At 60.7% G+C, this 26,857-nt stretch carries 25 protein-coding genes; 5 read left to right on the plus strand and 20 right to left on the minus strand.

Features of this window, described 5'->3' with window-relative positions; all coding sequences use genetic code 11:
• Window positions 1-60 precede the first annotated feature (60 nt).
• The 18 genes from NKI05_RS18330 to NKI05_RS18415 form a co-directional block, all read right to left on the minus strand.
• The gene (locus NKI05_RS18330; protein WP_352558611.1) at window positions 61-1,383 is read right to left on the minus strand and encodes a type II toxin-antitoxin system HipA family toxin; all 1,323 of its coding nucleotides are present in this window, start codon (window positions 1,381-1,383) and stop codon (window positions 61-63) included.
• On the minus strand, window positions 1,384-1,677 hold the full coding sequence (locus NKI05_RS18335; RefSeq protein WP_023689355.1) for a helix-turn-helix domain-containing protein: 294 nt from the start codon (window positions 1,675-1,677) through the stop codon (window positions 1,384-1,386).
• A 672-nt stretch (window positions 1,678-2,349) separates the two neighbouring features.
• Window positions 2,350-2,628: a DUF2274 domain-containing protein gene (locus tag NKI05_RS18340; protein WP_023689356.1), complete on the minus strand. Its 279-nt coding sequence runs from the start codon at window positions 2,626-2,628 to the stop codon at window positions 2,350-2,352.
• 13 nt (window positions 2,629-2,641) lie between these two features.
• Complete coding sequence (locus tag NKI05_RS18345) at window positions 2,642-3,859, minus strand: TraB/TrbI/VirB10 family type IV secretion system protein (RefSeq protein ID WP_352792814.1); 1,218 nt, start codon at window positions 3,857-3,859, stop codon at window positions 2,642-2,644.
• A 10-nt stretch (window positions 3,860-3,869) separates the two neighbouring features.
• Window positions 3,870-4,898 carry a P-type conjugative transfer protein TrbG gene (gene trbG / locus NKI05_RS18350; protein WP_023724107.1) on the minus strand — a complete coding sequence of 343 codons (1,029 nt, stop codon included), beginning with the start codon at window positions 4,896-4,898 and terminating at the stop codon, window positions 3,870-3,872.
• A complete protein-coding gene (trbF, locus tag NKI05_RS18355; RefSeq protein WP_023724108.1) occupies window positions 4,888-5,619 on the minus strand; it encodes a conjugal transfer protein TrbF in 732 nt (243 codons plus the stop codon). The genes trbG and trbF overlap by 11 nt, the downstream gene beginning before the upstream one ends.
• The gene (gene trbL, locus NKI05_RS18360; RefSeq protein ID WP_023776467.1) at window positions 5,620-6,942 is read right to left on the minus strand and encodes a P-type conjugative transfer protein TrbL; all 1,323 of its coding nucleotides are present in this window, start codon (window positions 6,940-6,942) and stop codon (window positions 5,620-5,622) included.
• Between the two features lie 36 nt (window positions 6,943-6,978).
• Window positions 6,979-7,704, minus strand: a complete 726-nt coding sequence (gene trbJ / locus NKI05_RS18365; RefSeq protein WP_023669263.1) for a P-type conjugative transfer protein TrbJ — start codon at window positions 7,702-7,704, stop codon at window positions 6,979-6,981.
• Window positions 7,701-10,151: a conjugal transfer protein TrbE gene (gene trbE / locus NKI05_RS18370; RefSeq protein ID WP_023669262.1), complete on the minus strand. Its 2,451-nt coding sequence runs from the start codon at window positions 10,149-10,151 to the stop codon at window positions 7,701-7,703. Before trbE ends, trbJ begins: the two co-directional genes overlap by 4 nt.
• Window positions 10,145-10,417 carry a VirB3 family type IV secretion system protein gene (locus NKI05_RS18375; RefSeq protein ID WP_023689361.1) on the minus strand — a complete coding sequence of 91 codons (273 nt, stop codon included), beginning with the start codon at window positions 10,415-10,417 and terminating at the stop codon, window positions 10,145-10,147. The genes trbE and NKI05_RS18375 overlap by 7 nt, the downstream gene beginning before the upstream one ends.
• The gene (locus NKI05_RS18380; RefSeq protein ID WP_023669260.1) at window positions 10,417-10,725 is read right to left on the minus strand and encodes a TrbC/VirB2 family type IV secretion system protein; all 309 of its coding nucleotides are present in this window, start codon (window positions 10,723-10,725) and stop codon (window positions 10,417-10,419) included. Before NKI05_RS18380 ends, NKI05_RS18375 begins: the two co-directional genes overlap by 1 nt.
• An 11-nt stretch (window positions 10,726-10,736) precedes the next feature.
• Window positions 10,737-11,705: a P-type conjugative transfer ATPase TrbB gene (trbB, locus tag NKI05_RS18385; protein WP_023669259.1), complete on the minus strand. Its 969-nt coding sequence runs from the start codon at window positions 11,703-11,705 to the stop codon at window positions 10,737-10,739.
• Window positions 11,702-12,115: a CopG family transcriptional regulator gene (locus tag NKI05_RS18390; RefSeq protein ID WP_023708017.1), complete on the minus strand. Its 414-nt coding sequence runs from the start codon at window positions 12,113-12,115 to the stop codon at window positions 11,702-11,704. Before NKI05_RS18390 ends, trbB begins: the two co-directional genes overlap by 4 nt.
• 117 nt (window positions 12,116-12,232) lie before the next feature.
• Window positions 12,233-14,263: a conjugal transfer protein TraG gene (locus tag NKI05_RS18395; RefSeq protein WP_352792882.1), complete on the minus strand. Its 2,031-nt coding sequence runs from the start codon at window positions 14,261-14,263 to the stop codon at window positions 12,233-12,235.
• Window positions 14,264-14,574: 311 nt separating this feature from the next.
• Window positions 14,575-14,976 (minus strand): ubiquitination-like system serine protease family protein, encoded by a 402-nt coding sequence (locus tag NKI05_RS18400; RefSeq protein WP_023708019.1) that lies wholly within the window; start codon window positions 14,974-14,976, stop codon window positions 14,575-14,577.
• Window positions 14,969-16,147, minus strand: a complete 1,179-nt coding sequence (locus tag NKI05_RS18405; RefSeq protein ID WP_023708020.1) for a ThiF family adenylyltransferase — start codon at window positions 16,145-16,147, stop codon at window positions 14,969-14,971. Before NKI05_RS18405 ends, NKI05_RS18400 begins: the two co-directional genes overlap by 8 nt.
• On the minus strand, window positions 16,122-16,391 hold the full coding sequence (locus tag NKI05_RS18410) for a multiubiquitin domain-containing protein (protein WP_352792820.1): 270 nt from the start codon (window positions 16,389-16,391) through the stop codon (window positions 16,122-16,124). Before NKI05_RS18410 ends, NKI05_RS18405 begins: the two co-directional genes overlap by 26 nt.
• A gap of 16 nt (window positions 16,392-16,407) precedes the next feature.
• Window positions 16,408-16,647 carry a DUF2188 domain-containing protein gene (locus tag NKI05_RS18415; protein WP_023708022.1) on the minus strand — a complete coding sequence of 80 codons (240 nt, stop codon included), beginning with the start codon at window positions 16,645-16,647 and terminating at the stop codon, window positions 16,408-16,410.
• Window positions 16,648-16,781: 134 nt separating this feature from the next.
• Here NKI05_RS18415 and NKI05_RS18420 point away from each other — a divergent pair, with 134 nt between their 5' ends.
• On the plus strand, window positions 16,782-17,102 hold the full coding sequence (locus NKI05_RS18420; RefSeq protein ID WP_023708023.1) for a helix-turn-helix domain-containing protein: 321 nt from the start codon (window positions 16,782-16,784) through the stop codon (window positions 17,100-17,102).
• A 132-nt stretch (window positions 17,103-17,234) separates the two neighbouring features.
• Here the strand turns inward: NKI05_RS18420 and NKI05_RS18425 are convergent, their stop codons facing one another.
• Window positions 17,235-17,432 (minus strand): hypothetical protein, encoded by a 198-nt coding sequence (locus NKI05_RS18425; RefSeq protein WP_156932381.1) that lies wholly within the window; start codon window positions 17,430-17,432, stop codon window positions 17,235-17,237.
• Window positions 17,419-18,735 (minus strand): hypothetical protein, encoded by a 1,317-nt coding sequence (locus NKI05_RS18430; protein ID WP_023708024.1) that lies wholly within the window; start codon window positions 18,733-18,735, stop codon window positions 17,419-17,421. Before NKI05_RS18430 ends, NKI05_RS18425 begins: the two co-directional genes overlap by 14 nt.
• Window positions 18,736-19,540: 805 nt before the next feature.
• On the opposite strand from NKI05_RS18430, the gene NKI05_RS18435 reads away from it, so the two are divergent.
• From NKI05_RS18435 to NKI05_RS18450, 4 genes are all read left to right on the plus strand, one after another.
• Window positions 19,541-20,839, plus strand: a complete 1,299-nt coding sequence (locus NKI05_RS18435; protein ID WP_023708025.1) for a hypothetical protein — start codon at window positions 19,541-19,543, stop codon at window positions 20,837-20,839.
• Window positions 20,836-22,077: a hypothetical protein gene (locus NKI05_RS18440; protein ID WP_352792824.1), complete on the plus strand. Its 1,242-nt coding sequence runs from the start codon at window positions 20,836-20,838 to the stop codon at window positions 22,075-22,077. Before NKI05_RS18435 ends, NKI05_RS18440 begins: the two co-directional genes overlap by 4 nt.
• On the plus strand, window positions 22,074-26,087 hold the full coding sequence (locus tag NKI05_RS18445) for a DNA/RNA non-specific endonuclease (RefSeq protein WP_352792826.1): 4,014 nt from the start codon (window positions 22,074-22,076) through the stop codon (window positions 26,085-26,087). Before NKI05_RS18440 ends, NKI05_RS18445 begins: the two co-directional genes overlap by 4 nt.
• Window positions 26,088-26,295: 208 nt before the next feature.
• Window positions 26,296-26,520, plus strand: coding sequence for a hypothetical protein (locus tag NKI05_RS18450; RefSeq protein WP_023708028.1), 225 nt, complete (start codon window positions 26,296-26,298; stop codon window positions 26,518-26,520).
• The last annotated feature ends 337 nt before the right edge of the window (window positions 26,521-26,857 follow it).

Here is a 26,857-nt window from a genome sequence, read left to right on the forward strand (position 1 = left end):
AGTGTGCGGTCCGTCCGTTTCGCCGGCATTAGTCCGTGGATCCGCTATCCCCGCCCGACTTTAACCTCCACAACCTTCCTCTCCATAGATCCGGGACAAGCCCTTGATGCGCGTCGCGATCGCGTCGACGAGGCGACCAACGATCTCATGGATGATCCCCTCCTGGCGAAGCTCTTGGGCGCACTCCGATGCCATATCGGGCATCACCGCGAGCTGATGGCGGATCGTCCGCACCGTGTACTCGCCGCCAACCTTTGCTGAGGACGCACAGCGCCCCCAGTGGCGCGGCATGATCTCCTCGATGGGATAGACTCTGTCGATCTTCATCGCCAGTTTAAGGTCGCGCATCTCAGATTGGATCTCTCCCCCGAGGTGCGGCAGAATGGAGGAGATGTCGTAGAGCGGAGCTAGGCGGGCCTCGCCCTGGGCTCCGAGCAGCATCGAGTAGTTCTTTGCATGCGCGTCCGTGCCGGCGATGATCCAGTTGAAGACGTTCGCGGCCATGAAGATCTGACGGTCTTGGACGGGGTCGAGGGAGGCCGACAGCACCTTTCTGGAGATCGTCGTGATACCTGGCCCACCCTGGTTCTCGTACTTGAGCGTCGGCATCACCGACAGGGCCTGGCACATGTCCTCCTGATGGATGCGGATGGTCTTGCCCTCGTTGTTGCGGCGGTCGTAGCGCTCGATAACGATTGCCTTTTCGCCTGCGAAGTCGAGAACCTGGCTATGTGCAGCGTCCATGCCGAGCTTGGATGCAAGCTGCAGGCAGAAATGCTCGTTCTCGGTATGCCCGTGCAAGTGCGGCAAAGGCGGCTTGAAGATGTGTGTCGTGGGCGTGTCGCCTAGAGGGATCCCCCAGCGATTGCTGCCCTTATCGAAATGGAACGCCGTCTTTGCCTGCGCACCAGCGAGACTGAACTGACCAGGATCGCCGATGCGCCGGGTCGCTGCACCATCCTTGCGCAGATCGCGCAGGCGGTCGCCGATCTGCGCCTCGGTGAGCAACTCCACGTTCTCGCCGCGGGAAATCTGGTCGCCACGCGAAAGGAACTGGACGGCGCCGGCGCAGTCGCGGCCGACATTCTTGAGCAGGGCAAACGGGTTTCGGGCGGAGACCTGGAACCTCTGCGCCCATCTGGCGAGGGTCTGCTCATTATCCGGCAGTAGGCCCCAGAGGAATGCCTCGACGACCTTGCCCTCGTAGGTCCTGGTGATCGTCGGCATGGACAGGGAGAGCGGGATCGCCACCCGGCCTTCCATCCATGCCTCGTGATAGGAGAACGAAAGCTTGCCGCCCTGCAGGTGGTGGAGCCCCCCAACCGGTCTGCCAGCGATATAGACGTCGAGGGTGTCGATCGGGTTCATCATGATCATCGTCATCTAGAGCTTGTAGGGAATCTCGTCGTCGTCATCGTCGACATGCCGTTCATCGGCATTATGATGATGATCAGCCGACGTCGGCGCCGGCGGGATCTGAAAGTCCATCTCCACACCAAGCGTGGTCAGCGCCAGCAGCACGTTGCCGATCTCGGCGCTGGGCTTGCCGTTCTCGATCCACGACACCCACGTCTGCGTCGTGGTGATCATTTTGGCCAAGGCAGCCTGTGACAGGCCGCGCCGGGTGCGGGCCTCCTTGATCAGGATTCCAATGTCGCGAGCTGTTCTGATCTTCATGGCGTATACGATTTCTGTATGAGCTAGCCTGATATACGCGCGTATATGACGGGTGTCAATATACGCTACTATATCAATTTAACGCTATATAGGTTCAAATATCGGCAACCTTCATATACCATCATTGCGCCACGCAACAATGTGCGATCGACCTTTCGCCACGGTACCATCGAGAATGACCGCTGGTCGAGAACTCAACAACTTGTCGGGGCCGGGACCGGTCTGGTCCGCTATTCAATTACTGTTGGCGAGAAGCTGTCATTCAGCATCCGGTCTGGCGGCATCGTGACAAGATCGATTTTTGTCCGAAGAGAACGAGGCCGGCCGCAAGAAAAAGCCACGGCTTTTATGCACTTATTGTCTAGCAGGCTTAGTTGTTCCCCTGAAACTTGAATCTCCCTCAGACTCAGTGTCTTCTCAAGGTAGCCGCTAGGAATTAGACATGCCTTCAGGCTCGTTCAACACCGCGTGTGGCAATGGATTGTCGCGTGCTTTCCGACGCCGGCGCACCTCGATGTACAGGAGCGCAATCATCGCTTCCTTGAAGAGGCGCTCGAACTCGCTCAGGCGAATTCCTGCACAAAGGAGGAGGCACTCGAACTGGTGGAGTACGGACCGGCGGCAACGCGGTCAGGATCAAGAACCTAGCGTGCTCCAAAACGACACCAAGCGCTAACCGTTGTCCAGTGTGGAAGATGATTGCCTTCGTGGTTTCTCCGACGCGCCGGCGCCCGGCAGACCTTCCTTTCTGGCCTTAGCAAACGCCCGGTCGCCTTCCAGGAACCCGACCAGCATAAAGGGGATCAGTTCCGCCACCGTTTCGGACTCGCCATAGGTCTCACGGTAAAGTGCGGCATAGTCGTTGAGTGCTTGGCTCAAGTCGGCGCCAACGGTGATGGTGATCTTCGAAGGTGTCCGGTCCGGAAGCTTTCCGAGTTTCAGGTTAGCCATGAAGTCCTCCTGTTCACCCCGTGGATGGCCGCAACACGAGGTCCTTGTGCACGATGACGCGCAACGGCCAACCAGGGCGCACGGTGATCGTGGGTTGGACGTTCAGGTTCTTTTCAGTGATCCGTTGGCCCGCTTGACTGACGTTCTGCTGGGTGGATTCACGAATTGCCTTGACCAAGTCGCTTTCATTTTCCCCAAAGCTCAACTCGGTACCAACCCCCAGCAATGTGGCTACCGCGACGCCCTTGATCAACTGCCAAGTATGGAAATCCACCTTGTCCTCGAGCCCGGCATAGCCGGCCGCGTCGGTCACGGGCAGATTGTCGATTTCGGTAGAGGAGCCGTCCGGCATCACGATGCGTTGCCACACCAACAGAGCGCGCCTTTGCCCAAAGGCTACAACGCTGTCGTAGGTGCCGATCAGCCGTGAGCCCTGCGGGATGAGCAGGATGCTGCCGGTGACGCTGTCGTGCACATTCTCGGTGATCTGGGCGACGACAAGGCCGGGCAGATCGGAATTGATGCCGGTGATCAGGCTTGCAGCGATCACGCTACCGGCCATGATCTGATAGGGCGAAGCCGGCGTCTGCAGTGCATGCGGGTTGTAGATCCCGCCGGTGTTCCGTTGATCGATGAAATCGAGCTTGCGCTGTTGATTGTTCTGGTCGCCCTCGGCCGGCGCGAAGGAAGCTCGCTGGCCTTCGGTATCTGGCTGCGGAGACGCCGTCTCGAAAGGCGAACGTCCGCCCTGCCCATTGCCAAAAGCTTCCGTCTGCTGGGGCCGGTTTTCGATACGGAAGAGGACTTGCGACTCGCGCGCCTCAATCGCTTGTTGTGCAAGCCGCTGCGCCTCGGCGGAAACGTCTTGCCCAGGTGCGATGCCAAGCTGGCGCTGGTGCTCGAGAATAGGACGGCCGAGATCCCCGGGCAGCGGCGGTCCAAGCACCGGAGCCTTCGGCTTGCTCCCGGAATAGTCCTTGGGCAGCGATTCAAGTCCCTCGGCGGTCGGGTTGCGGTCGGTGCTGTAAAGCTCTTCAGCCTGCTGCTTCAGGCGCAGTGCCGGCCCCTGCAGCGCCATCATCGTGACGCCAAAGATGGTGGCGGAGCCAACAGCTGCGATCGCGACGATTATGCCGCGCTTGAAGCGCACGGCCCGGCGCGGTGAGGCCCGCAGCTGCAGCTGTTCGGGATCGAGTTTGGGCGGAACATTGGGGCGGGACGTGTCGGTCATGAGCCTCCCCTCACCTGCCAAAACGCGAAAAGAGCGATATCCGCCGCGGCAGTTGCCGTCCGTCGGTCCTGGTGATGCGCACCACCTGCTGCTGCTTGGCGCCGAGACGGAGTTCAGCCGCGGCAAAGAGGCGCTCGACGATGTAGTAGTTGCCGTGCATCCGATAGTTGACGAGCTGGTTGTCCCCGTCAGCACCGACGATGAAGAGCGGTGGCGCCTCGCCCTGATCAATGCGCTTCGGGAACTCTATGTAGACCTTGCTGCCATCATCGAAGGCGCGCGTCGGTCTCCACGGCGGCGTGTCGCCGGTGATCGAATAGCGGAAGCGGATGTTTTCGAGTGCTACGTTCGAGGCCGCGGGCATTTCAGCCTCTGCCTGAGCGTTGCGCCGCCGAAGCGCCACGAGTTGGTCTTCGCTGTAAATCCAGGAGAGCGCCGCCATGGCAGTTTTCTCAGTGCTTTGAAGCTGCAGGTGATAGGATCGCCTGTCCGTCGTGATGACCAGATTGGTGGCAAGCCCCGGCGCGAATGGCTTCACCAGCACATGAGTGCGCTGGTCATCGCCTGAGCCACTAACGGTGTCACCGATCACCCAACGGACCGTATCGCCGGCTGAGACCGAGGTCAGCTTCTCGCCCCGCTGCAATGAGATATCGGTGACGCGCTCCGGCGCGGCGTAGAGCTGGTAGAGCGCGCCGTCGGCAAAGGGGTAAACCTGCACCGCATTGACATAGCCAAACTTGGTGGGTTGTTGCGTCGCCGCCTTGTTGGCATCGGCGACCTGTTCTTCCGGCGAGCGCTTATCTGGGGCGGGCTTGCCGGGTGCGGGCATCAACTGACCAGGCAACGGTAACGGTTTCGGCACTTCCACGACCTTGACCGGCTTCTCCGGCGCCTTCTCGATCGCGGCTGGTTTGAAGTCCTCGTGGTCATAGGAAATCTGAGGCGGCGGCACTGGTTTCGAGGCACAGGCCGAAAGAACCGCAGCAGACGCCGACAGGATCAAGGCAGCACGAAGCAATGGGGCTCTATTTGTCATTGGCGGGCTCCTTAGGGGAAACGGGGGTTGGCGCGGCGCTGTCGAGCTCGCGCGACCAGTCGATGGCGTTGATGAAGACGCCGAGCGGGTTCTTGCGCAGCTGCTCGGTTGTCCTAGGCGGGCGGATGAGGATGGTGAGGATCCCGATCCAGCGCGTCGTGCTGGCGAGGCTGCCGCGCTCGAACACCTGCTCGGTCCATTTGACCTGGAACGAGCTGTCGGAAGCCCTGACCACGCTGGTCACCTGCACTGACACGCTGCGCGTGCCGATTTGGCCGAAAGGGTCGTTCGCCTTGGCATATTCGTTGAGGAAGAGCGCCGCTCGGTCGGTGGCAAAGTCGTAGGCCGACAGCCAATTCTGCCGCACCAGAACCGCATCGGTGGAAACCGAACGGACATTCTGGATGAAGCGGCTGAGATGCCAGGCGATCTGGGCATCGTCGGGCTGGTAGTTTTGGACTGCCGGCGCGACCGCGTGCGCCTCGCCAAAGCGGTCGACCTCGACGACATAAGGCACGACGCGGCCCTGCATCGACTGCCACAGAAGCCCACCGGAAAGCCCCGTCGTCAGAGCCAGGCAGCCAAAGGCCATGAAGCGCCAGTTCTTGGCCTGGACGCGCGCCGTGCCGATGCGCTCATCCCAGAGTTGGCTGGCCTTCTGGTAGGGTGTTACGGGTTCGGGCGTCTTTCCATAACGCTGAACGGGTCGCTTGAAGAGCATCTAGTCTTCCTTGTCATTGAGGGAGGGATTGGCGCCGCTTCCGCCCCGATCTCCATCGCGCACCGCCTGCGTGGCAGCATTGCGATGGGCGCGTGCGGTCTGTTCGGAACGCAGACGCCTTGCCCAGACCGGCGCGGGGTCAGAGGCTGCAGCGGGCGAGGTTCCTGTCTTTGACGCGGTCGGCATGCCGCCGGTCGCGGTCCAGCCGGCATCGCGACCGGCGTCGGCACTACGGCGGAATGGTTCTGCTGCGGATCGCATTCCCCGCATCGCGGCGCCGCTAGCGGCACTCGCAACCCCATGCAGCCCAGCAGCTACCCCGGACAGCCCGGACTCGGGCGATGTCGCGCGCCCCGTCTGCCAAGCGACGGTGGCAGCGGACCCCATGGCGGCGCCGGCACGGACTGCGGCGAGGCCGCCGCCTGTTGCCATGCGCGCGCCGGCAAACGCAGCGCCTCCGGCAACGAGCGTTGATCCAGCTGCGGCCGCCGTTGTTCCAAGTGCCGCGCCGGCGCCAAGCTGCGGCGCGCCGGAAACAAGACCCGAGGCAATCCCGGGGCCGAAAATGCCGAGCCCAAGCAGCGCCAGCGCACCCAGCACCTGAGACATGGCCGCCGCCAGGTCCGGCTCCTGGCCCTGCAGGGCGGAAGCGAACTCGCCAAAGAGCGTGGAGCCGATGCCGACGATGACGGCAAGCACCATCACCTTGATGCCCGACGAAATCACATTGCCGAGCACGCGCTCGGCCAGAAACGCCGAACGGTTCCAGAGCGCGAAGGGCACCAGGACGAAGCCGGCCAGCGTGGTGAGCTTGAACTCGAGGATGGTGATGAAGAGCTGGATGGAAAGAATGAAGAAGGCGATGAGGACCAGGAACCAGGCCAGAAGCAGCACGAAGATGGTGAGCGCGTTACCGAAGATCTCGGGGAAGCCTACTAGCTGGCTCGCTTGATTGAGGAGCGGCCAGGCGCCCTCGAAGCCGGCCGCGGCAATGCGGCCTGGCCGCAGGAGACTGTCGGCGGACAGGTTGCCGGCCGATGCGTTGATGCCGAGACCGGCAAAGGAGCGGTAAATTATGTCGGCGAGGTTCTTGAAATTGTTCAGGACGAAGGCGAAGGCGCCGACATAGAGCACTTTGCGAACAAGCCGGCCGAGAATGTTGGGCTCGCCGCCGAACGCCCAGACCAAGCCCGCGAGCGTGATGTCAATGCCGATCAGAATGGTGGTGAGAAAGGCGACGTCGCCCGAAAGCAGACCGAACCCACTGTCAATGTAGCGGGTAAAGGTCTCCATGAAGCGATCGATGACTCCGAGGTCGTTCATGTCGCCGCCTTCCTCGTTGTCTTGAAGAACTGCCGCTCAGTTGCCGGGATAAGCCGTGCCGGTGCCCAGGAAACGCTTCGTCGTCTCGCGAGCGGCTTCCTCAGACTGCGCCTTGCGCGCCGCATCCTCGGCTTCGGCCCGGAACTGGGTCGCAAGCAGCGTCTGGATCTGCATCTGCTGCTTGGTCGAAAGCGCGATCAGCTGATTGGTAGCCTGGCTTGCCTCGAGGGCACCTGCCGCGCCCTGACTGCGATTGACGAGATCGGTAAGCAGGTCGCCATCGGCCTGCACGTTCTCGACGATCTGCGACTGCGCGCTCATGGTCTGGCGGAACGCCTGCATGGCGCTCTGCCAGCGCTCGCGCGCGGCGCTCGCGACATCGCTGACCTTGATGGTGGCGTCGTAGCTTTCCGGATATTGCTGGCGCCACTGGTCCTGCAGCTTGTCGAGATCGAAGCTCAGGCCGCTCGCCTGGGTCATCAGACCGTCAATCCGTTGGAGCGAGCCGGTAAGCTGGCCCACGGAAGAGAAATCCAGGCGCTGAAGGTTGCGCGCCATGTTCTGCAGCATGGTCGCCTGGTTCTGAAGCGACTGGATTTGGTTGTTGATCTGCTCCAATGCGCGTGCTGCCGACAGCACATTCTGCGTATAGTTGGACGGGTCAAACACGATGAGCGCATAGGCCGGCTGGACGTAGTCAGCCATCGGTTTGGCAATCAGGGAAACGGTGACCAGGCTAGTAAAAAGGCGGCGTCCGATCATGACGATTGCTCCTTGTTAGGTTGAGGAAATTGCTGGAGAAGCTCGGCAGCCCAATCCAGGCCGCGCGCACTGAAGAAACGGGCGGCAAAGCTGCCCTGCCCTTCTTCGGAAAGAATATTGTCGATCAGGGTCTGCGCGGCCGGGTCGGAGGCGCCGCAAAGCGCAAGAGCGATCGGGCCTAGCCCGAGCTCGAAGAGGCGATTGCCGCGGCGCGACTGCAGATAGTAGTGGCGCTTCGGCGTGGCGCGGGCGACCAATTCGATCTGTCGCTCATTAAGACCGAAGCGCTCATAGGCTGCCCGTGCCTGCGGCTCCACCGCACGATCATTGGGGAGAAAAATGCGCTGCGGGCAGCTCTCGATGATTGCGGGTGCGATAGAAGAGCCGGCGATGTCGGCAAGCGACTGCGTCGCGAAGATGACGGAGACGTTTTTCTTACGCAGCACCTTAAGCCATTCGCGGATGCGGGCGGCAAAGAGCGGGTTGTCGAGATAGACCCAGGCCTCGTCGAGCATGAGCAGCGTCGGCCGCCCGTCAAACCGGTCCTCAAGACGATGGAACAGATAGGTGAGCACAGGCAGCACAGCGCCTTGGCTGTGCATCAGCTCCTGGGTTTCGAAACACTGCACATCCGAGATGGCCAGCCGGTCGTCATCGGCATCGAGAAGGCGGCCGAATGGTCCGTCGAGCGTGTAGGGCATCAATGCCGATTTGAGCGCATTGGACTGAAGCAGGACCGACAGGCCAGTCAGCGTGCGTTCCTGCGCCGGCGCGGTGGCGAGGCTGGTGAGCGCCGACCAGATTGCCTCCTTCACCTCCGGGGTGACGGTGACATTCTCGTGGGCAATGAGGCCGGCGATCCATTCGGCCGCCCAGCTCTGTGTGGCCGGGTCGTCGATGTGGCGCAGCGGCTGGAAACCAAGCGCACCATTCGCACCCAACGCATGGTGGTCGCCGCCCATGGCAAGCGCGGCGGCGCGGGCCGAATTGCCTTTGTCGAAGACATAGATTTGCGCGCCAGCGTAGCGCCGGAACTGCAAAGCGATCAGGGCAAGCAGAACCGACTTGCCGGCACCGGTCGGCCCGACAATCAGCATGTGGCCGACATCGCCGATATGGGTCGAAAGCCGAAACGGCGTCGAGCCGCTGGTTTCGGCGAAAAGAAGCGGCGGAGCGTAATCGCCGGTGACCTCGGCAAGGTGCTCGTTCTCCGCTGGACCTGCCCACACGGACGACAGCGGCACGAGATGGGCAAGGTTAAGCGTGTGAACGAGCGGCTGGCGAACGTTGGCGTAGACATGACCCGGCAATGAACCAAGCCACGCTTCGACGGCATTGATGCTTTCGCGAATGGTGGTGAAGCCGAGCCCGTTGACGATCCGCTCGACGGCGCGAAGCTTTTCCGCGGCGGCTTTACGGTTCTGATCCCACACCGTCACCGTTGTGGTGAGATAGCCGAAGCCGACATGATCGCCGCCCAATGCCTGCAGTGCTGCATCGGCATCGAGCGCCTTGTTGTCGGCGTCGCTGTCGACGAGAGGCACCGGTTCGTTGGTCACCACCTCGCGCAGAATAGCCGCGATCGATTTGCGCTTGGCAAACCACTGCCGCCGGAGCCGAGTCAGCGTCTTCGTGGCTTCCGCCTTGTCGAGTGGAATGAAGCGCGTCACCCAGCGATAGGCGAAATCCTGGTTATTGAGCGCATCAAGGATTCCTGGCCGGGTGACGTTCGGAAAGCCGAGAACTGTGAGGGTGCGCAGATGCTGCTCGCCCAGCATCGGCTCTAGGCCGCCGGTCAGCGGCGCGTCAACCAGGACGCCGTCGAGATACATTGGCGTTTCCGGCACGGCGACCGGATGACGGCGTGTCGAGATCGTGCCGTGCAGGTAGGTCAGGGTCTCGGCATCGTCGAGCGCGCGCACCTCGGGCACGAAGCCCGAAAGAAGATCGAGAACGCGGTCAGTCTCGTCTCGGAACCGGGCAAGCTCCTGGCGCCAGTCTCTTTCCCCTCCCAAGTCATGCGAGTCGACGAGAGCACTTTCCGCGCGCGCTTGGCCATCGGGCCCAGGCATGAAGACCAAGGTCAGATGATAGATGCTCTCGAAATGCGCGACCTTGCCCTCGAAGGCCGCGCGCCGTTCCTCATCGATCAGCCATGAGGCAGCATCGGGAAGGGCCGAGCTCGCATAGCCCAGCGCTTCGATGCGCTCGGCCTCGAAGAATAATGCCCAGCCAGAGCCGAGCCTTCTCAGCGCATTGTTTGCCCGCGCGCATATGCCGATGAGTTCGGCCTCCGTCGCGCTTTCAAGGTCGGGGCCACGAAACCGCAATGTCCGTTGGAAGCTGCCATCCTTATTGAGCACGATGCCGGGCGCGACGAGTGCTGCCCAGGGCAGATGGTCGGCAAGCCGGTCGGCTTTGCCGCGGTATTCGGAAAGCTTCAGCATGCAAGCCAGCCCTTTTGACGAAGATGACGGACAAGCACGCTGGCAAAATCCGGATCACGCCGTGCGGCAAAGACCGCGAGCGTGTGGCCGGCGATCCAGAGGATCAGACCGGCAATCCACTGCTGCAGGCCTAGGCCGATGGCCGCGGCCACCGTGCCATTGAGGATCGCCACCGCCCGCGGCGCGCCGCCGAGCAGGATTGGCTCGGTGAGCGCCCGATGGACCAGAACCTCGAAGCCTTCGATATGCTGCTCTCCGGTGCTCATCAGACGACTGCCCCGCCGCCAAAGGAGAAGAAGGAAAGAAAGAAGCTCGAGGCCGCGAAGGCGATCGACAGGCCGAAGACGATCTGGATCAGCCGGCGGAAACCGCCCGCCGTGTCGCCGAAGGCAAGGGTCAGACCGGTGGTGATGATGATGATCACCGCGAGGATCTTGGCGACCGGCCCCTGCACCGATTCCAGAATCTGCTGCAGCGGCTGTTCCCACGGCATGCCGGAGCCGGCAGCGTGGGCCTGGGCCGTGAGAAGAAGCGCGACGGCGGCGAACGAAAGAAAGCGAAGCTTCTTGCGCATGAGGTGACCTTTCAGAGCTGCTGGAGTTGCGGAAGTGTGAGCGGGGTGACGGCGTAATCGCCGCTGCCGTCGAGACCCGTGACCTCGGCGATCGCGTCAACGCGGCGCGCGGGTCCTCTTCCGGCAATAAAGATGACCAAGTCGACGGCATCGGCGATCAGCCGGCGGGGAACGGTGACAACGGCTTCCTGGGCGAGCTGCTCAATACGATAGAGTGCGGAGCGTGCCGAATTGGCGTGAACCGTGGCAATGCCGCCGGGATGTCCGGTGTTCCATGCCTTCAGCATATCGAGCGCTTCCGCGCCTCTGACTTCGCCGACGATGATGCGGTCGGGCCTCAGCCGTAAGGTCGAGCGTACGAGATCGGCGAGTGTGATGGAGCCCCGCCTCGTCCTCATGGCAACGCAGTCCTTGGCCGCGCATTGCAGCTCGCGGGTGTCCTCAATCAGGATCACCCGCTCATCGCATTCGGCGACTTCTGCCAGTAGAGCATTGGTAAGTGTCGTTTTGCCCGACGATGTGCCGCCGGCGACCAGGATGTTGCGCCGCTCGCGCACTGCCTTCCTCAGGGCATCAGCCTGCAGCGGGAGCATGACGCGATCGGCGACGTAGTTGGCCAGCGTGTAGAGTTTTGCCGCCGGTTTGCGGATGGCGAAGCATGGCGCCAGCACGACCGGCGGTAGCAGACCCTCGAAGCGCTCGCCTGATGGCAATTCGGCACTGACAATCGGACTATCTGCATGCGCCTCGGCGCGTACATGGGAGGCGACGAGCCGGATGATGCGTTCCGCCTCGGCAGGATGCATATGCACGCCTGTATCGACCCGGCCTTCTCCCAACCGGTCGAGCCTCAGCGCGCCGTCGGGGTTGACCATCACCTCGATGACGGTCGGATCGGCAAGGGCCTCGGTGATCGCGGCGCCCATGGCTGTGCGCAGCATGGCTCGGCGGCGGTGGTCCGCTGCGGGATGAGAGTTCATCCTTCGCCTCCGTTGCCATTGCCGTAACCAAGCGAGCGCTTCCCGGAGGCTATCTGGCGACCGACCTGCTCGACGAATTTGTCAAAGCGCTCTTGGGCGATCGCCTGTGTCGCCCGATCCGGAATTGGCGTGTGCGCATGAAGCGTGATTGAAAAGCGGATTAAGAGCGCCAGGCTCTCCAGAGTTATTTCGGCGTCGCGCCTGACATGGTCGAGATCGCGGGAAAGACGGTCCAGCCGCTTGCCGTAGCGCTGGTCGAGCTCGTTTTCACCACGCCGTTCGATGAAGGCCTCGACCGCTTTCGCGACGATTGCCGATTTCGTGGTCGACGGGTTGCGGCTGAGGGTTTCCAGCTTCTCGCTCAATTCGGGTTCGAGCAGAAACTGGTGGCGAATGCGATGGGGCTTCATACGTCTCGTTCCGACTGGCCGGCGCTGATGCGCCGGTGCGAACGAACATCGCCGAGATCCGCAAAATCGCTTATGGGCGTTATCTACGCCGAGATACGCCTCAGTTGCGGAAAGCGTTCAGAAGCCGGGGATGATGTCCTTGTCGTCGCCCCTTCCCTCGCTGAGGCCGTAGGCGCTCGCCGCGGTAGAAACCCGGTCCATGACGCGCTTGTCTGCGAGTGCCTCGGCGTCATCGTCCGACAGATTGAAGAGGTCATCCTGATCAGGCTCCCGAGAGACGACGACGTGGTCTTCAGGCAGGCCGGGATGACGCTGCTGTTGCACGCCGCTCCCTTCTTCGATTGCCGCGCCGGCGTGTTCGTCATTGGCAGCGAGACGGCGGTCAACACTGCGGACTTGTCCGCTCCAATCGTCGGGGCGCGACGCAGGACAGTCCGCGTACAGACCGTCGCGCAACACCGGCGCCGGCAGCACCCGTTCGGTGAAATTCGGATCCTGGTAATAGCGCAACTTCTGGGCGCGGATCGGCGGCAACCCCGAAACGAGGATTAATTCGTCAGCTTGCGGCAACTGCATCACTTCGCCAGGCGTCAGCAGCGGGCGAGCAGTCTCCTGGCGACTGACCATGACGTGCGAAAGCCAGGGAGCCAGCCGGTGGCCGGCGTAGTTGCGCATGGACCTGAGTTCCGTCGCTGTACCGAGCGCATCCGATATGCGTTTGGCCGTGCGCTCGTCGTTGGAGGAAAAGGCAATGCGCACATGGCAATTGTCGAGAATGGCGTTGTTCTCGCCATAGGCTTTGGAGATCTGGTTCAAGGATTGCGCGATCAGATAGGCGCGGATGCCGTAACCCGCCATGAAGGCCAGCGCGGTCTCGAAGAAGTCGAGGCGACCAAGAGCCGGAAATTCGTCTAGCATCATGAGCAGTTGGTACTTGCGGCTTTTCTTCGGGTCACCTTCCAGCCGCTCCGTCAGTCGCCTGCCGATCTGATTGAGCACCAGTCGCACCAGTGGCTTGGTGCGCGAGATATCCGATGGCGGCACCACCAGATAGAGCGACATCGGTCGTTCCGCATCCATGAGGTCGGCGATGCGCCAGTCGCAGGCCGATGTTGCCGAGGCAACCGTCGGATCACGATAGAGCCCGAGAAACGACATGGCGGTCGAGAGAACGCCAGAACGCTCGTTCTCTGACTTGTTCAGCACCTCGCGAGCCGCCGAAGCCACGACGGGATGGACCCGAGGTGTGTCGGCCGTGCCGAGGTGGTTGGTGGTCATCATCCGCAGCAGTGTCGTGGCAAACGAGCGTTGCGGATCCGACAGGAAAGTGGCGACGCGGGCAAGCGTCTTTTCTTCTTCCGCGTAGAGCACGTGCAAGATGGCCCCGACCAAGAGTGAATGACTAGTCTTCTCCCAATGGTTTCGCCGCTCCAGGGCGCCTTCCGGATCGACGAGAATGTCCGCGATGTTCTGAACGTCGCGGATCTCATCTGAACCCCTGCGCACTTCCAGCAGCGGATTATAGCGCGCCGACCTCGAGTCGGTCGGATTGAACAAGAGGCAGAAAGAGAACTTCGACCGCCAGCCGGAAGTCAGCTGCCAGTTCTCGCCTTTGATGTCGTGAATGACGGCCGAGCCGGTCCAGGAAAGAAGCGTTGGAACGACCAATCCCACGCCCTTGCCCGAACGTGTCGGCGCAAAGGCCATGACATGTTCCGGCCCGTCATGTCGCAGATAGTGATCCTTCAGTTTGCCAAGGAAAACGCCGGCCGGCTCAAACAGGCCTGCCTTCTCGATTTCCCGAGCCGCGGCCCATCGTGAGGAACCGTAGGTGGTGACCAACCCCCTCTGCCGCGCGCGCCAGAGGGAGCCAGCTATTGCGGCCGCACACCCCAGGAATCCGCTGGCTCCGGCAAGCATGCCGGCCTTGTCGAAGACCTCAGGCGCATAGGCGTCGAATTGAAACCACCATTCGAAGAATTTCCACGGCTTGTAGATCGGCCGGGCCGCCGCGGCAAACCATGGCGCGCCAAGCTGCGGCTGATAGTCCAGCATGTGGGCGCACCATTGCGTTGCCGCCCATACGCCAACGATGACGATGGCGAACACAACTACGATCTGGCCGACAAGGAGCTTCGTCGGTGTCACGGGCACAGCCTCCACTGTTTGGTAGCAGATGGAAGCAGCATGACGTGACGTTTCAGAATATGAAGATACCCAATATACGCGCCCGTGCGATGGTGAACGTTGCAGGCTTGGAAGACTGGGGCGCCAAGAAGTGTCATCGCGAAGGGCGACGAGCGAATGACTTGTATTGGGCCGACTGCGGACAGGCAGCTTTCGGAAACATGATTGCGAAAAAGCCGCCCTCGTCACGGTCTGTCCGTACGAAAAGTACCGGCACGATGAGAGCCTCAGTGCGAAAGAAAAATGTCACACTGAGGCTCACCGAAGGTGGGCTATAACCCGAACAGACGCCGGACAAGCTGCCATATACTTGCGAAGAAGCCAGGCAGTGGCCTATGGGCCTCATAGTAGGCCTGCCTACGCCTTTCATCCCTCAGCATGCCTGTAACCGTCTGGGCCGCGGTCATTTTGGGCTCCCACAAGATCCGTCCGTCGCGGATGATGTAGTGGGAATTACAGGGAAGTTGCCCGCTGCCTATTGACGGCTGTAGTGACGGCCTGCCGCCACGTTCGGTAAACCGCCATTCCGCAGGTCCGAGAGGTATAGCCACTTTGCAGCCGCAGCCGCAGGCGCACAGGTGCACCGCAACCTGGTATTCATCGGACACATACAGGACGCCTTTATCAAGCTCCTTGGGCACGAAATGGACCTTTTGAAGCCGGATATCATTCATGGCGCGTCTCGACGAAAAAGCGTGGCATGGTTGTGTCCATCAAGATGTGGTAGGCTGGATGGTCCTCGACGTAAAAACCCCGGTATTGTTTGTATCGGATCACCGCGATGCAGGCATTCATCGCGTTCAACTCGGATATCTGTATGTTGGTGCGATATTCATCGCCGGGCTGATCAGCGGTCTCGGATAGAGCCTTGGCCCTGATCTCTTCGGCGTCGTCAGGCAGATAGACTGTTGCGCGCAGCATGCCTGCCAGCGCAGACTGCTGGCGGTTCAAACCCAAGCCGACGTCGATGAAGGGAATCTTCAGGCCGATGAGCAGGTCGAAAACTCCGGCGCGGGCCGACCCCTTATCGACGCAGACGAAGGCGAAGGTGACGCCTTGCAACTCCTCAGTTGACGACTGGTCGATGAATTTCCTTTCAAGTTTCAACCCGCTCCGGAAGTTGCCATAGCGATCTTGATACAGGTCGGCCTTGGCCCGCTTGAAATCGTCTTCCTGAAGCCGGCCGGGAGATCGGTAGGCGTTGTGGACGTGGAACACGTCGGCGTCGAAACCGCGGATTTCGCGCACATTCGTCTTGACCATGAAGTCAAGCACATAGGCACCGGTCCCACCGAGCCCGATGATTGCGACCACCTCATCTTTGAACCGCGCCGCCAAATCGCCAATCTCCGCGCGGCTAGTTAACGTGTCCTGATAGGTGAAGACACTATCTGCGACCACATCGTGGTCGACCGCGAACGTGAGGGGTGTCGCTTGCGGGTAGCGGCTCACGGCCGGACCGGACAGCAGAGCTACGTAGTGCTGGATTTTCTCAAAGAAATCCGGGAAACCGGTTGGCGGTTTGTTCGAGAACGAGCGCTCAACCAACACGTCATCTCTGGTCAGGGCCAAGGTTCTCGGGCCACCGCCCAGGTTCGGGATCGGCCGCCCGTCGGCCTCATGGGGAACCCCACCAGCGAAGAAGACCTGATGGTCGTCTTGCTGGACCTTTTCAGCGTCGACGAAGACAAGCTTAGTCACAAAAGCGCCCGTGCACAGCTCCAGTTGCGCGTTGAGGTAGGGAATGTCGCGGACAACCAAATATCCGCTGTCGAACCGGAGCGCGAAGCCCCGGTCGAGCAGCCGTTTTATGTCGGGATTATGATTCGCTAGTGCGATTAACACGGAACGCCATCCCATCCTTTGCCTTGACGGTGCCTCCGGGGGAGAGGATTCCATCTCGGTCGTTGTGGCCCCGGGTGTAGGTGACCGAATAAGTCGCGCCCGGATTTTGGGGATAGTCCGGATAAGCATGGGTAACGACCTCGACATAAGTCAGTTCGTCTTTTTTCGGCACCTCGTGCGGCGTGCCGTTGACCACGATCCTGATGGTCTCGTCGTGGCCCTTGTTATCATCTTCCTGCGCCATTGTGCTGTCCTTTCGCTTAGCCGCGCGGCGGATTGGGGTCGTGGCCGTGGCTATCGCTCTGCGCGATCTTGCCGTCACGGTTGTGAATCTTGAGCTCGGTCGATTGGTTGCGGCTGACCCCGCGGCCGAAGTCTACCGCCTCTTTCTTGCTGTCGAAGTGACCGGACGACCGCTGGCCTCCGCCCCTCTTCACGTCCCAGCCGCCATCATGGTTGGGAACCACATGATGCGTACCGATGGTCTTCTGTGACGCCATATCTTGTATCCTTTCGTTGGTTTCGGTATGGGAAGTACGTCTACTCCGAACAGGTATGCCGTCTCGCATATCGATTGTCAAGCACTCTCTGTGCTGCTACTCTGAACAGAGGAAAACGACAGAAAGAGGCAATCGTGACCACGCCGCTCGGCAACAAGATTCGCGCGCTGCGCAAAGATAAGGGCTACACGCTGGACAGGCTTGCGGAGCTCGCTGACTCCAGCAAGAGCTATATCTGGGAGCTTGAGAACAAGGAGCCGCCACGACCGTCCGGCGACAAAATCAGCAAGATCGCCACGGCGCTCGGCGTCACCACCGATTATTTCCTGACCGACGATGTCGAATTGGAGGATGCTGCAGATCAGGCGTTCTACAGGGAGTACAGAGCGCAGCGGCCGAAGACCAAGGCACGTCTGCGCCAGATGTTCGCGGTCATAAAGGACGATGAGCAGTAAGCGGGCGCCCACGCTGCGGCAATTGCAATTGCGGGCGCTTCTCAACGCGGGGTTTCGCCCCCGATGTTCGGCGGGTCGCCTGAGAGTGCTGGGGCCGCCGTTTCCGAAACGATGACCTGTTTCCGGGCGAACTCAGCTTCTGTGGTTGCCAGAACCATGTGATTTAAGCGTCGCCCGTATCTTGGAGGACCCTTTGAAGACGTCGCGAATCGCCTTTTGCGTATCCGCAATGCTGCGGGCCAGCTTTTCCGGCAAAGGCTCAGGTGCCAGGCCCTGCCTCTCCTCTTCACGATTGATCAGACGCTTGAATGCAGAATTACGCTTCATCATCGCGGCTCTCTGTCATCATCAGATTTGATCGAACGCGGTGCACGTATCGAAGGTTCAACTCGGGCTCGAAATAATGTTTCCGCTTCACCCATATGAAGCCGTCGGCCCGCGAAATGACCGCGACATCGATCGGGCCACCAACGGTCTGCATGCCACGCGAGACATGACGTTTCAATGACGTCAGGTTAACGAGGGCCTCCGCCATAGAGGCCAGCTCGGACTTTGGCATGAATTCGACCATGTCCTCAATCTCCTTGCGGGATTGTGAACGGATTTCCTCAAATTCCTCCTCACGCAACCTTTTGTTGAAGGCTGTCTCGGCCTCGCCAGCTTGCCGGATCAGTAGCCGCCGCTCCGCCTCGGGCATATCCAGTTGAGCAATGATATCTTTCGAGATGCTTGAAATCGTGTTGTTCACGAAGGTCGTTATGTGTCTCTCGATACCCTCATCAAGGCCGTACAGGAACCGTTCCACCATTTCCCTCTGCGCAAACGGCAGGACACGCGACCGCTCGCCGTCGCGATCGATGTCGACAAAGTTGGTCCGGGCGTATTTCAACTTTCCGAACACCACGCCGTCGATTTCGAAGGAGATCAGTGAAGGAAAAAGGTCCCTAGACCCGAACCCGGCGATGACGATGCCCGTTTGCGAGCCCGTCCTGGTCTCGCTCAGAACCGCGCGCTTGGTCAAAGCGACGACGCGATCTGTAAAACCCCGGTCGTCCGCACGCATAAAGTTCTGTTCAACGATCTCGCGGATTTGAGCTTCACGACCTTTTGTAATCCTCGGAGCGGAACCGCCGATGAACCTGGCGGGCTTGACGCGCCGGTAGATCTGCTCGAACGTCGCCAGCACGAGATCAACAATTCTGTTGAGTTCGGTCTCCAGATGCATGCTTTTCTTGAAGTCCTTCAGCAGACGTTCAAGCCTTGTCGTGATGCGCTCGTTGATCTGGCGGATCAACGGCATGAGGATTGATTCGACCGCGGCTGTCTGGACCTTCGCTGAGGCATCGTTTCCCCACGCGTTGAGATATGTCAAAAAATCCAGTGCCGCATCTTGCAATCGCGGGAAGGACTTGCAGTCGCGTCGATAGTCGCTGATCAGAATCTGTAACGGCGCCTGCATGAACTGCATGCCGTTGTAAATCATGACCCCGATAGGGTCCCGATGGGACAAATCGAAGAGCTTTTCGGCGGAATCGTAGGTTTTTTCCTCGACATCACCCGCCGAAATCGTGACAGCGCTATCAGCGGCCAAGGCCACTGCGGATTTATTTAGGATGGCGATTTCCGCTGTCATGGCGCTACAGCGTCAATTGGCATCATGTTGAAAAATGCCGAAGCCGGATCGGCTTCGGACTGAAAACGTGCCCTCATCAAAAGCCGCCCACTCCCCATAATTCGGCTCGATTGTTTTGTGAGCTTACGCGGCTTTGCCGGCAAGGGAAGTGATTACTTCACTATTCTTCACAAAATTGTGGGGCCAAGCTGTGCCAACGAGCCTTAGCGCGACCCTAGAGTAATACAAGGCCCCGGACGCCCGCGTATCGAATTGACTCGGCGAATGGCAGGTTTCAGAAACCATGCTGCCGCACTCGAACGACCGAGTTGAGGCGCATTGCAGACTGGAAACATCGGGCCGAAAGTTGATGGGCCGCTTGCATCAACCGCGCCTGTGAAGAGGACATGCTCGGATGGCCTGACGCGTAGTGCCGATTCGTCCAACGTCTCTCAAGTTTGACGTGTACCAGAAGGTTAGCCGGCGAGATCAGCGGACTAGGTGCGATGGGGGCCGTAGTATGTAGATCAGATCGCCCGTCTCTGACAGCCGGAACGACGCAGAGCGCCGGGTCGCGTTTCTCCGTTAGTGATGCTGCACCCCGGACGACGGGGATGATCGCCGGCTCGGCGCTAGAGTTTCTTTCGCGTGAAGAAACGCCGCGAACTGATGCGAGTTGCATGATCGGGCTTCATCCGCTACATATAGCCTGATTTCGTGTATAGCGCTAACAACTTGTTGTTTGAGCCAGACTTCACAATAATATTGGCCGCTCCGGCATAGCGTGACTACTGAGCGGAAGGTTTCATTTTCTGCGGGGGATGTGATGCCAGTATGCTTCATCCACGGCGTGAATGTTCGCAAAGACGACCCAAGCTACGACCGCGACGTGGCCGCACGCGACGAGCTGATCCGGAGCCTCCTCCTAAAACCCTTGGCACAGCGAAATCCGCGTTATGGCGGGCTGAAAATCATCAACCCGTATTGGGGCGGACTGGGCGTTACCCACGCCTGGGGGCAGGCGACGGTGCCGAACGTCAGCCTCCTGGAGGACCTCGGGACGGCGCAAAGCAATTTCCAGTCCGACCTGGAATTGACGATGCTGCTGAAGGAGCAACGTGGGACGGCTAGCGAACTTGAGGCTCTCGGTGCGGCCGATCCGATCGCAGCGGCCGCGCGACGCGATGTGCAGGCGCTTCTCGAGGCGGTGTTGGCGCCGCTTATCTATTCGGAAGAACCTCTGGTCGATCGCGGACCCACGCTGGACGCCGAAGCGCACGGTGCGCTTGAAGGGATGCTGCTTGCCGCAGCGCAGGAAATTGCAGCGGACTCAGCCGTTGTGGCTGAAGTGCAAGCGGCGCCTTCCGGCAACGCCGCACTTGACCTTCTTCGCGACCGCCTCGCTGAACGCTTCACCAAACGTGCCAGCCTTGCAGCCAAACCCGCCGACGCCGGGGAGGGCGCCAACCTTGAGGAACTTGGCCCGTCCTGGCTAACCGGCGCGAAAGACCGGATCCAGCAATTGTTCGATCGCGCAAAGTCGAAAGCGGGAAGAGCACTTTCGGCTGGCACGCTTGATGCCTATCGGGCGCGGCTCCACGCCCAGATAGGGCGGTTCCTCGGCGACGTTTTCGCTTATCTCCAGCATCGCGGAGATCGGGCATCTCCGGGTCCTATCCCGAAGCTCGTTCTTGATGAAATCCACAAGGCACGTAAGAGCGGCGGGCCGCTGGTTCTAATCACCCATTCGATGGGCGGCAACATTCTGTACGATCTGCTGACGACGTTCGATCCTGCATTGGAAGTCGATGCCTGGATCTCGGTCGGCGGTCAGGTCGGCCAGTTCGAGGAGATGAAGCTGTTCCTGGCGAGCGACCCGGCACTCGGCCCGCCGGCGAAGGTCAAGCCGTTCGGCGGGCGAGTGAAGACCTGGCTCAACGTCTACGACCCGGTCGACGTGCTGAGCTTCCTCATTGCGCCCGTATTAGAGAGTGCGGATCCTCGCTTCGTCATCAAAGACCTGAGGTTCAAGTCAGGAGCTAGCACACTTGAAGCACATGGCGCTTACCTCAAGCGGCCAAGCTTCTACACGCTTATCGCCAAGGAACTGGAGCAAAGAGTATGAGCATCGTTCCTCCGCATGAGCGATCACCTGCGGAACCATTCCTGGTCTATGACGCCCGGAAGCAGCTTGAGGGCAAGCCGGGCCTGCACGCGCTGATCGCGGGCGTGAGCGCCTATCCGAAACTGCCGAGCGCGAACGGGCTTGGCATGGTGCCGTTGTCGTCGACCTCACTGACTGCCTACCTCATGTTCTACTGGTTGATTAACGCTAGTCAGAACGGCCTGCTCGAACAGCCGCTCGCGACCTGTCGGCTGCTGCTGACGCCCTCCGCTGAAGAACGATCGGACAGTGCTGGACGTGCGCCTGGGATTGCTGCGTTGGCCCCGCCCAATTGCTCTATGCCCCTGTTCCGGGCTGCGGCCGAAGCCTGGCGGAACGATGCCGCGACCAACAAAAACCATAGCACGCTGTTCTACTTTGCCGGCCATGGCATACAGATCACACGCAATAACCAGGCCTTGCTGCTCGACAGCTTCGGTGACATCGGCCCGGTGTCGCTGCATTCCGTGGATTGCAGCGTCTTGCGCAACGGAATGGCGCCCTCGTTAGCACATCCGGACATCGCGCGGACCCAATTCTACTTCGTCGACGCCTGCCGGAACCTGCCACCGGCCAACCTCTCGCTGGAGAATGTGCGTGCTGGAGATGTCTTCCAAGTTCATGCAAGCGGCCTTGACGATCGCCGGGCGCCGATCTTCTTCGCCTCGCCACCTGACGGTAAGGCGCAGGCGGTTCCCCGGGTGCAGACCCTGTTCAGCATAGCATTGCTCCGTTGTCTCGCGGGTCGGGCCGCTTTCCCGCCCGATCGAATGGCTAACGGCCGGGCGGCGAACCACTGGTATGTCTCCACGCAGTCGATCGCCCAAGGACTGCCGATGGTGCTCGATGAGGTCAACCGGGAATATGGCGGTCAGCAGAGCTGGACCCTGGATGGTGGCGGCAACGATGCCGTACTTACCCACATCAGCGGTACGCCGACCGTTCCACTGCAGATTGAAGTCGATCCAGAGCGTGCGCTCGGCAGCACCACAGTGGAACTGAAGATGGGCGGCGCGGCAGCGGCCCTCGCCCAGTTCAGGTCGAACCGTGATTCTCATCCCTTCCGAAGGGACGTCCCCGCCGGAATCTACGAGATCGGTGCCGTAGTAAATCCGAAGATAGACGGGCTGCGTGAAGCCGACCAATTCACTCACACGGTCGAGCCTCTGCGTTGCCGGACGAAGGTGAGGCTGTCATGAGCGCCGCGCGACCGACATCACCCACCTCGCGCCGAGGGCGGCCGAGTCGAAAGACCGGCTCGCTCAAATTCACCACGGATTTCCGGTCGAACGAGTTGAAGGACCTGGAAATCCCGCTGGAGGTCAGAGCGCTCGATTCCACGGTCATGGCCAGGACCACAAGCTTGCAAACCGTTGGTGAGCTGCCGCCCGGTCAATATTATGTTGTGGCCTCCCTGCCGGGCGGCCAGAATCTGTCTCAAGCGGTAAAGATCCCGAAGAATCCCTCGTCCTTACCTGTCGAGGTACAGCTTTCCGTCCGCGAGTCGCAGCGCTCGGCTAGGGAGACGGACGAGAGAACCGAGTATATGGGCCTACCGGTCAGGACTGCGCTTAGCTCAGCGCCGCCGGTTGACCAAGCGGGCTGGAGATCGCCCGTGCCGCTGTCGCAGGATCCGGCCAGCGCGTTCGCGGCTACGACGGGCACTGGCGCCAGTACGTTCGAATCCGCACCCCGCGACGCTCGCTCCGGCGCCCGGCAGGGCGGCCTCGAGATGCTGGGCGCGGCCCCGAGCGGCTTCACCATGGCCGCACTGGGGGAGTCGGAGAGCGTCTTGCTGCTTGCCGAATTCGCCGCATTGCAGTCAGGCATGCCGCCACCAACGCGCGCCGCGGGCCGCCTTGCCGCCCTCGAAGTCATGGGGCCGGCGGGACCGGCCACGGCGCCGGCCATCGCTTCGCAAGCGGAAGTGCAGGCCGCTGCCGGACCGCTTGACGTTCAGCTCGCTTTCTTCCGCGGCAACCCACTCTCTTTCAAATCGAGCCTGGTGGTCGACAACACGCCATGGATAGCGAGCGTCGCAGATCGGAGCATCCGGATCGCGATCAATGGCAACGACTCCCCATGCACGCTGCAGGTCATCGAGGCCGGCCGGCCGCCACTGAATATCGCCCTTCCGGTTTCTACCGAACATGGCTGCCTAGTCGAGATTTCGAGACTTGCGGCACCGCTGAATCCGACGTCGGATGTGGACGTGATCTCGATCGATGTTCATCTCGACAGTGCTGCCGCCAACTCGCTGCTTCGTTATCGCGCGATGGGAGAGCTCAGGCAGGTTGAGACCAGCCTTGGCGATGGTCAGACTTTAACCGCCCACCACCTGCTTTCGGAGAAATTCGAAGATCCGGTCGCTGCGGTCGTCGGCGGCTATACTCTGCTCCGATTCAATAAGTTGGACCGGCTGCCGGACAGCTGGACCAAGAATCTTTCAAACCGATTCGAATGGCTGCCGGATGGGGCGGTGGTCCGCGGAGAGCATCTCGCACGGCTGGGAAGGCACGACGAGGCCCTCGACGCTTTCTTGCTTCTTTCCGGGCGTGGGCTGCCGATGTTCACCGAAGGCCTCGGATACGTGATGGATCGGCTCGACCTTTATCTGCGAACGCTCGAAAGCTCGCTCAGTCGGGACGCATTGCAGCGAGCTCGCGGCCTGACCGCATTGCTGCGCAAGTTCTGCGAATATTCGAGCAATAATCGGCAGCTGCTCAGCTACACCGGCGTTTCGCCAAACAGGCCGGGCAGCGAGGTGGTTCGTGACTTTCGCGGCGGTGAACCCGGCTTGGGCCTGCTTACCCTGCGCCTCGACCCGAACGGCGCTGCGATTATGCCGAACCCACGCCAGGCGAGAGGAAATACGCCAACCATGCCGCTCGAGACCCAGGGTGCTGCGGAGCCCTCGCTCCGTCCGACCGCACGAAGCCTGGCGTTGCCGGAGGCGGTTCTCGCTGCCACGGAGCAGCGCTTTGCTGAGCGCACGGCGGAACGAACCGCTCACATCGAAAAGATAGACAAGGCCAAGGAGCGGAAGGGAAGCCTGCTAGAGGTCGATGACCAAGACAGGATCGCGTTGCGGAGCCAGCGCGTGCTATCACAGCCCGGCGTCCGCGATATCCTGGCGAGTGGGCCCGGCGGAAATCAGCTCGAAACGCTAGGCACAGTCGATCCAATTGTTCTCGAGCGGATCATCGGCGGTGACAATCTGCTGGGTACCGCATTCCTGAAAATTGGCACCAAGGTCTCTCGCACGGTCGCGCGCGTCGTCGTCCGCGGTCCGGCGGGCGCGACGCTGGGATTCGGCACGGCTTCGCTGGTATCGCCGCGGCTGGTGATGACCAACAATCACGTGTTTCCTGACATTCTCGCGGCGCAGTTCTCCGAGGTAGAGTTTGACTATGAAACCGGGGAGGACGGACGGCCGCTCCCCCTCAGCGTCTTCAGGCTCGAGCCTAGCATGTTCTTTTACACGGATCCCGATCTCGACTTCACCATCGTCGCCGTTACCGAGCGATCGCAGGATGGCCGGTCCTCAATTGGTGATTTCGGCTTCAATCGCCTCACTGAAGAGCTCGGCAAGGTGGTGCTAGGCGAATCCGTCAACATCGTCCAGCATCCTGACGGGCGTCCAAAACAGATCGCGCTTCAGCAAAACGAACTGATTGATCGGCTCGAGAATTTCCTTCATTATCGGACGGACACCCTGCCTGGCTCCTCGGGGTCGCCGGTGTTCAACAATCAGTGGGAAATGATCGCACTTCATCATTCCGGCGTGGCAGCCCGGGATGCCAATGGCCGAATTCTCAGCCGCGATGATCGGATATGGACGCCCGACATGGGCGAAGCCGCGGTAAAATGGATCGCCAACGAAGGTGCCAGAATCAGCAGTATCATCGCCCGGCTCCGCAGTCTCACCAGCCTGTCGCCGCAACAACAGGCTTTGCTCGACCAACTGTTGACGCCTCCGATTTTGGCGCCGGAGACCCAGCCGAGCCCGGCCGCGATCTTGAATTCGCCAGGAGACTCCCAACCAATGACATCAAGCACGTCCAGCGCACTTGACGAACCGAATGCTTCGCGAGCCGCTTCGCCGGCTCAGAGCACGATAGCCGGCGAAATCGTCTTCAACGTGCCTCTCACTATTTCCGTCAGGCTGGGAACTCCCGACGCGGTGCAGGCGCGGCCGGTTGCTCCGGCGACAAGTGCCCGGACAGACCTCCTCGAGCGGCTCACGCCCAAGCAGCCGATCGTCGACCGCAACTACGCATCCCGAGCCGGCTATGATCCGGCGTTTCTCGGACCTAATTTTTTTGTCCCACTTCCCACAGTAGCGGATCCCACTACCGTTTCGACTATGGCCGATGGTCGCCAGGCAATCCCCTACGAGCATTTCTCCATCGTCATGCACAAGTCGCGCCGCCTCGCGCTGTTCACCGCCTCAAACGTAGATGGTCGTCAGGCAAGCCGCCGTCCCGAACCGGGACGTGACTATTCGCGCAAGGGGCTGACCGGACTTGGTCCGAACAATATAGAGGAATGGGTCACGGAAGCCCGAATTCCAAGCTCGCATCAACTGCCCGACAAATTCTACAGCAACGATCGAGGCGCGTTCGACAAAGGCCACGTCGTGCGGCGCGACGATGTTTGCTTCGGCACATCCTTCGCTCAGATCCAGCGGGCCAACGGCGATACCTACCACACAACCAACTGCTCGCCTCAGGTGTCAGGTTACAATCAATCGGCACGAGGGGTCGACAATTGGGGAGATCTCGAAAACTTCGTGCTGATGCAGGCCAAGGTGGAAACCTATTGCGTCTTCGCCGGGCCGATCTTTCAGCAGACGGACCGCGAGTTCCATGGCGTGGGTGAGGACGGTCCGCTTCGGGTCAAAATTCCCAGGAGCTACTGGAAGGTTGTTGTCGCCGCCAAGGCGGGATCGTTGCAGACCTTCGCCTTTGTCCTAGATCAGGATCTTAGCGATCTCCGCCTAGAAACACCGGCTGTTGAGGAAGCGATGGAACCGTCTGCCTTCGAGTTCGAGCCGACCCGCGAGTGGCGGCGCAGGATGGTCGCAATCTCCACGCTCGAGGAGCGCCTCGGCAACACGATCCGATTTTCGGAGGTGCTGCGCCAAGCAGATCAATTCGGCAAGCCGAATGGCGACGAAATCGTCCGAATCGCTCGCATGCAATCGTGACGCTGGCTCGTTGCCGTGGGCGTGGAGGGGATAGCTGCCGCTCGGCTTCGGACCCCAAATTGGTCGTTTGCACTAGCGTGCGCGATGTTCGAATGCGGTGGCCGCTTTCACCTGCCCCGGTTCTCACCAGTGGCGATGGCGCTAACTTCACGCTCGCTTGCTCTGGGCGAACCGTCAAGCTCCAGCGCCGAGATGGGACATTACGACTATGCTTGAGAAGTTGCGATTAAGGCTTAGCCAGATTCCCTACAGTGCCGTCACCGCGACGATCGCGATCGTCGTGGCGTCTCTAACACCGTTCTTTAATTACTTCCATGTCGTGCGATCGGTGAAGTTAACAAGTAGGCCAACTTGTCGCCGGGAATACTTCCTGAAGGACGGCCAGGCGTTCCCGCTCGGTGTCGAGGCAACCGACCGCAAAAAGTGCGTGTGACGCTGTCCTCCAATCACGAGTTGAGCGGGTTGCACACCTCGCCGTGGCACGGAACGTCCGTGCGCCTGCGCAGTTCTACGGTAAAGATCGGCTGAAGGTCGTAGACAACTTCCGCCAGGAAAGCTTGATCGGTGCAATTTTCTCGAGGCGGAGACACGCGTCCGCTCTAGGGTATGAGCCAAGCCCAAGCGCAATGGCTGGGCACAAATCATCGGCCGCTAACACCACATGTAACCCAATCAACTGCCGAATCTAGTGCCCCACCTTGTCCATAAGGCCCGCAATTCCGACTGAGGCGCTACCCAGAAAGTTCAAAAGGCTTCCAGGAACCTCAGTC

The organism is Mesorhizobium sp. M0771 (assembly GCF_040320155.1).
Classification (GTDB): domain Bacteria; phylum Pseudomonadota; class Alphaproteobacteria; order Rhizobiales; family Rhizobiaceae; genus Mesorhizobium.

Coding starts and splice junctions, on each gene's coding strand:
- trbL (WP_023776467.1), bottom strand. CDS start 6,942: ATGAACGACCTCGGAGTCATCGATCGCTTCATGGAGACCTTTACCCGC.
- NKI05_RS18335 (WP_023689355.1), bottom strand. CDS start 1,677: ATGAAGATCAGAACAGCTCGCGACATTGGAATCCTGATCAAGGAGGCC.
- trbB (WP_023669259.1), bottom strand. CDS start 11,705: ATGAACTCTCATCCCGCAGCGGACCACCGCCGCCGAGCCATGCTGCGC.
- NKI05_RS18345 (WP_352792814.1), bottom strand. CDS start 3,859: ATGACCGACACGTCCCGCCCCAATGTTCCGCCCAAACTCGATCCCGAA.
- NKI05_RS18435 (WP_023708025.1), top strand. CDS start 19,541: ATGCCAGTATGCTTCATCCACGGCGTGAATGTTCGCAAAGACGACCCA.
- NKI05_RS18415 (WP_023708022.1), bottom strand. CDS start 16,647: ATGGCGTCACAGAAGACCATCGGTACGCATCATGTGGTTCCCAACCAT.
- NKI05_RS18440 (WP_352792824.1), top strand. CDS start 20,836: ATGAGCATCGTTCCTCCGCATGAGCGATCACCTGCGGAACCATTCCTG.
- NKI05_RS18410 (WP_352792820.1), bottom strand. CDS start 16,391: ATGGCGCAGGAAGATGATAACAAGGGCCACGACGAGACCATCAGGATC.
- NKI05_RS18450 (WP_023708028.1), top strand. CDS start 26,296: ATGCTTGAGAAGTTGCGATTAAGGCTTAGCCAGATTCCCTACAGTGCC.
- NKI05_RS18445 (WP_352792826.1), top strand. CDS start 22,074: ATGAGCGCCGCGCGACCGACATCACCCACCTCGCGCCGAGGGCGGCCG.
- NKI05_RS18330 (WP_352558611.1), bottom strand. CDS start 1,383: ATGACGATGATCATGATGAACCCGATCGACACCCTCGACGTCTATATC.
- trbG (WP_023724107.1), bottom strand. CDS start 4,898: ATGACAAATAGAGCCCCATTGCTTCGTGCTGCCTTGATCCTGTCGGCG.
- trbJ (WP_023669263.1), bottom strand. CDS start 7,704: ATGATCGGACGCCGCCTTTTTACTAGCCTGGTCACCGTTTCCCTGATT.
- NKI05_RS18430 (WP_023708024.1), bottom strand. CDS start 18,735: ATGACAGCGGAAATCGCCATCCTAAATAAATCCGCAGTGGCCTTGGCC.
- NKI05_RS18375 (WP_023689361.1), bottom strand. CDS start 10,417: ATGAGCACCGGAGAGCAGCATATCGAAGGCTTCGAGGTTCTGGTCCAT.
- NKI05_RS18390 (WP_023708017.1), bottom strand. CDS start 12,115: ATGAAGCCCCATCGCATTCGCCACCAGTTTCTGCTCGAACCCGAATTG.
- trbE (WP_023669262.1), bottom strand. CDS start 10,151: ATGCTGAAGCTTTCCGAATACCGCGGCAAAGCCGACCGGCTTGCCGAC.
- NKI05_RS18425 (WP_156932381.1), bottom strand. CDS start 17,432: ATGATGAAGCGTAATTCTGCATTCAAGCGTCTGATCAATCGTGAAGAG.
- trbF (WP_023724108.1), bottom strand. CDS start 5,619: ATGCTCTTCAAGCGACCCGTTCAGCGTTATGGAAAGACGCCCGAACCC.
- NKI05_RS18400 (WP_023708019.1), bottom strand. CDS start 14,976: ATGAATGATATCCGGCTTCAAAAGGTCCATTTCGTGCCCAAGGAGCTT.
- NKI05_RS18340 (WP_023689356.1), bottom strand. CDS start 2,628: ATGGCTAACCTGAAACTCGGAAAGCTTCCGGACCGGACACCTTCGAAG.
- NKI05_RS18380 (WP_023669260.1), bottom strand. CDS start 10,725: ATGCGCAAGAAGCTTCGCTTTCTTTCGTTCGCCGCCGTCGCGCTTCTT.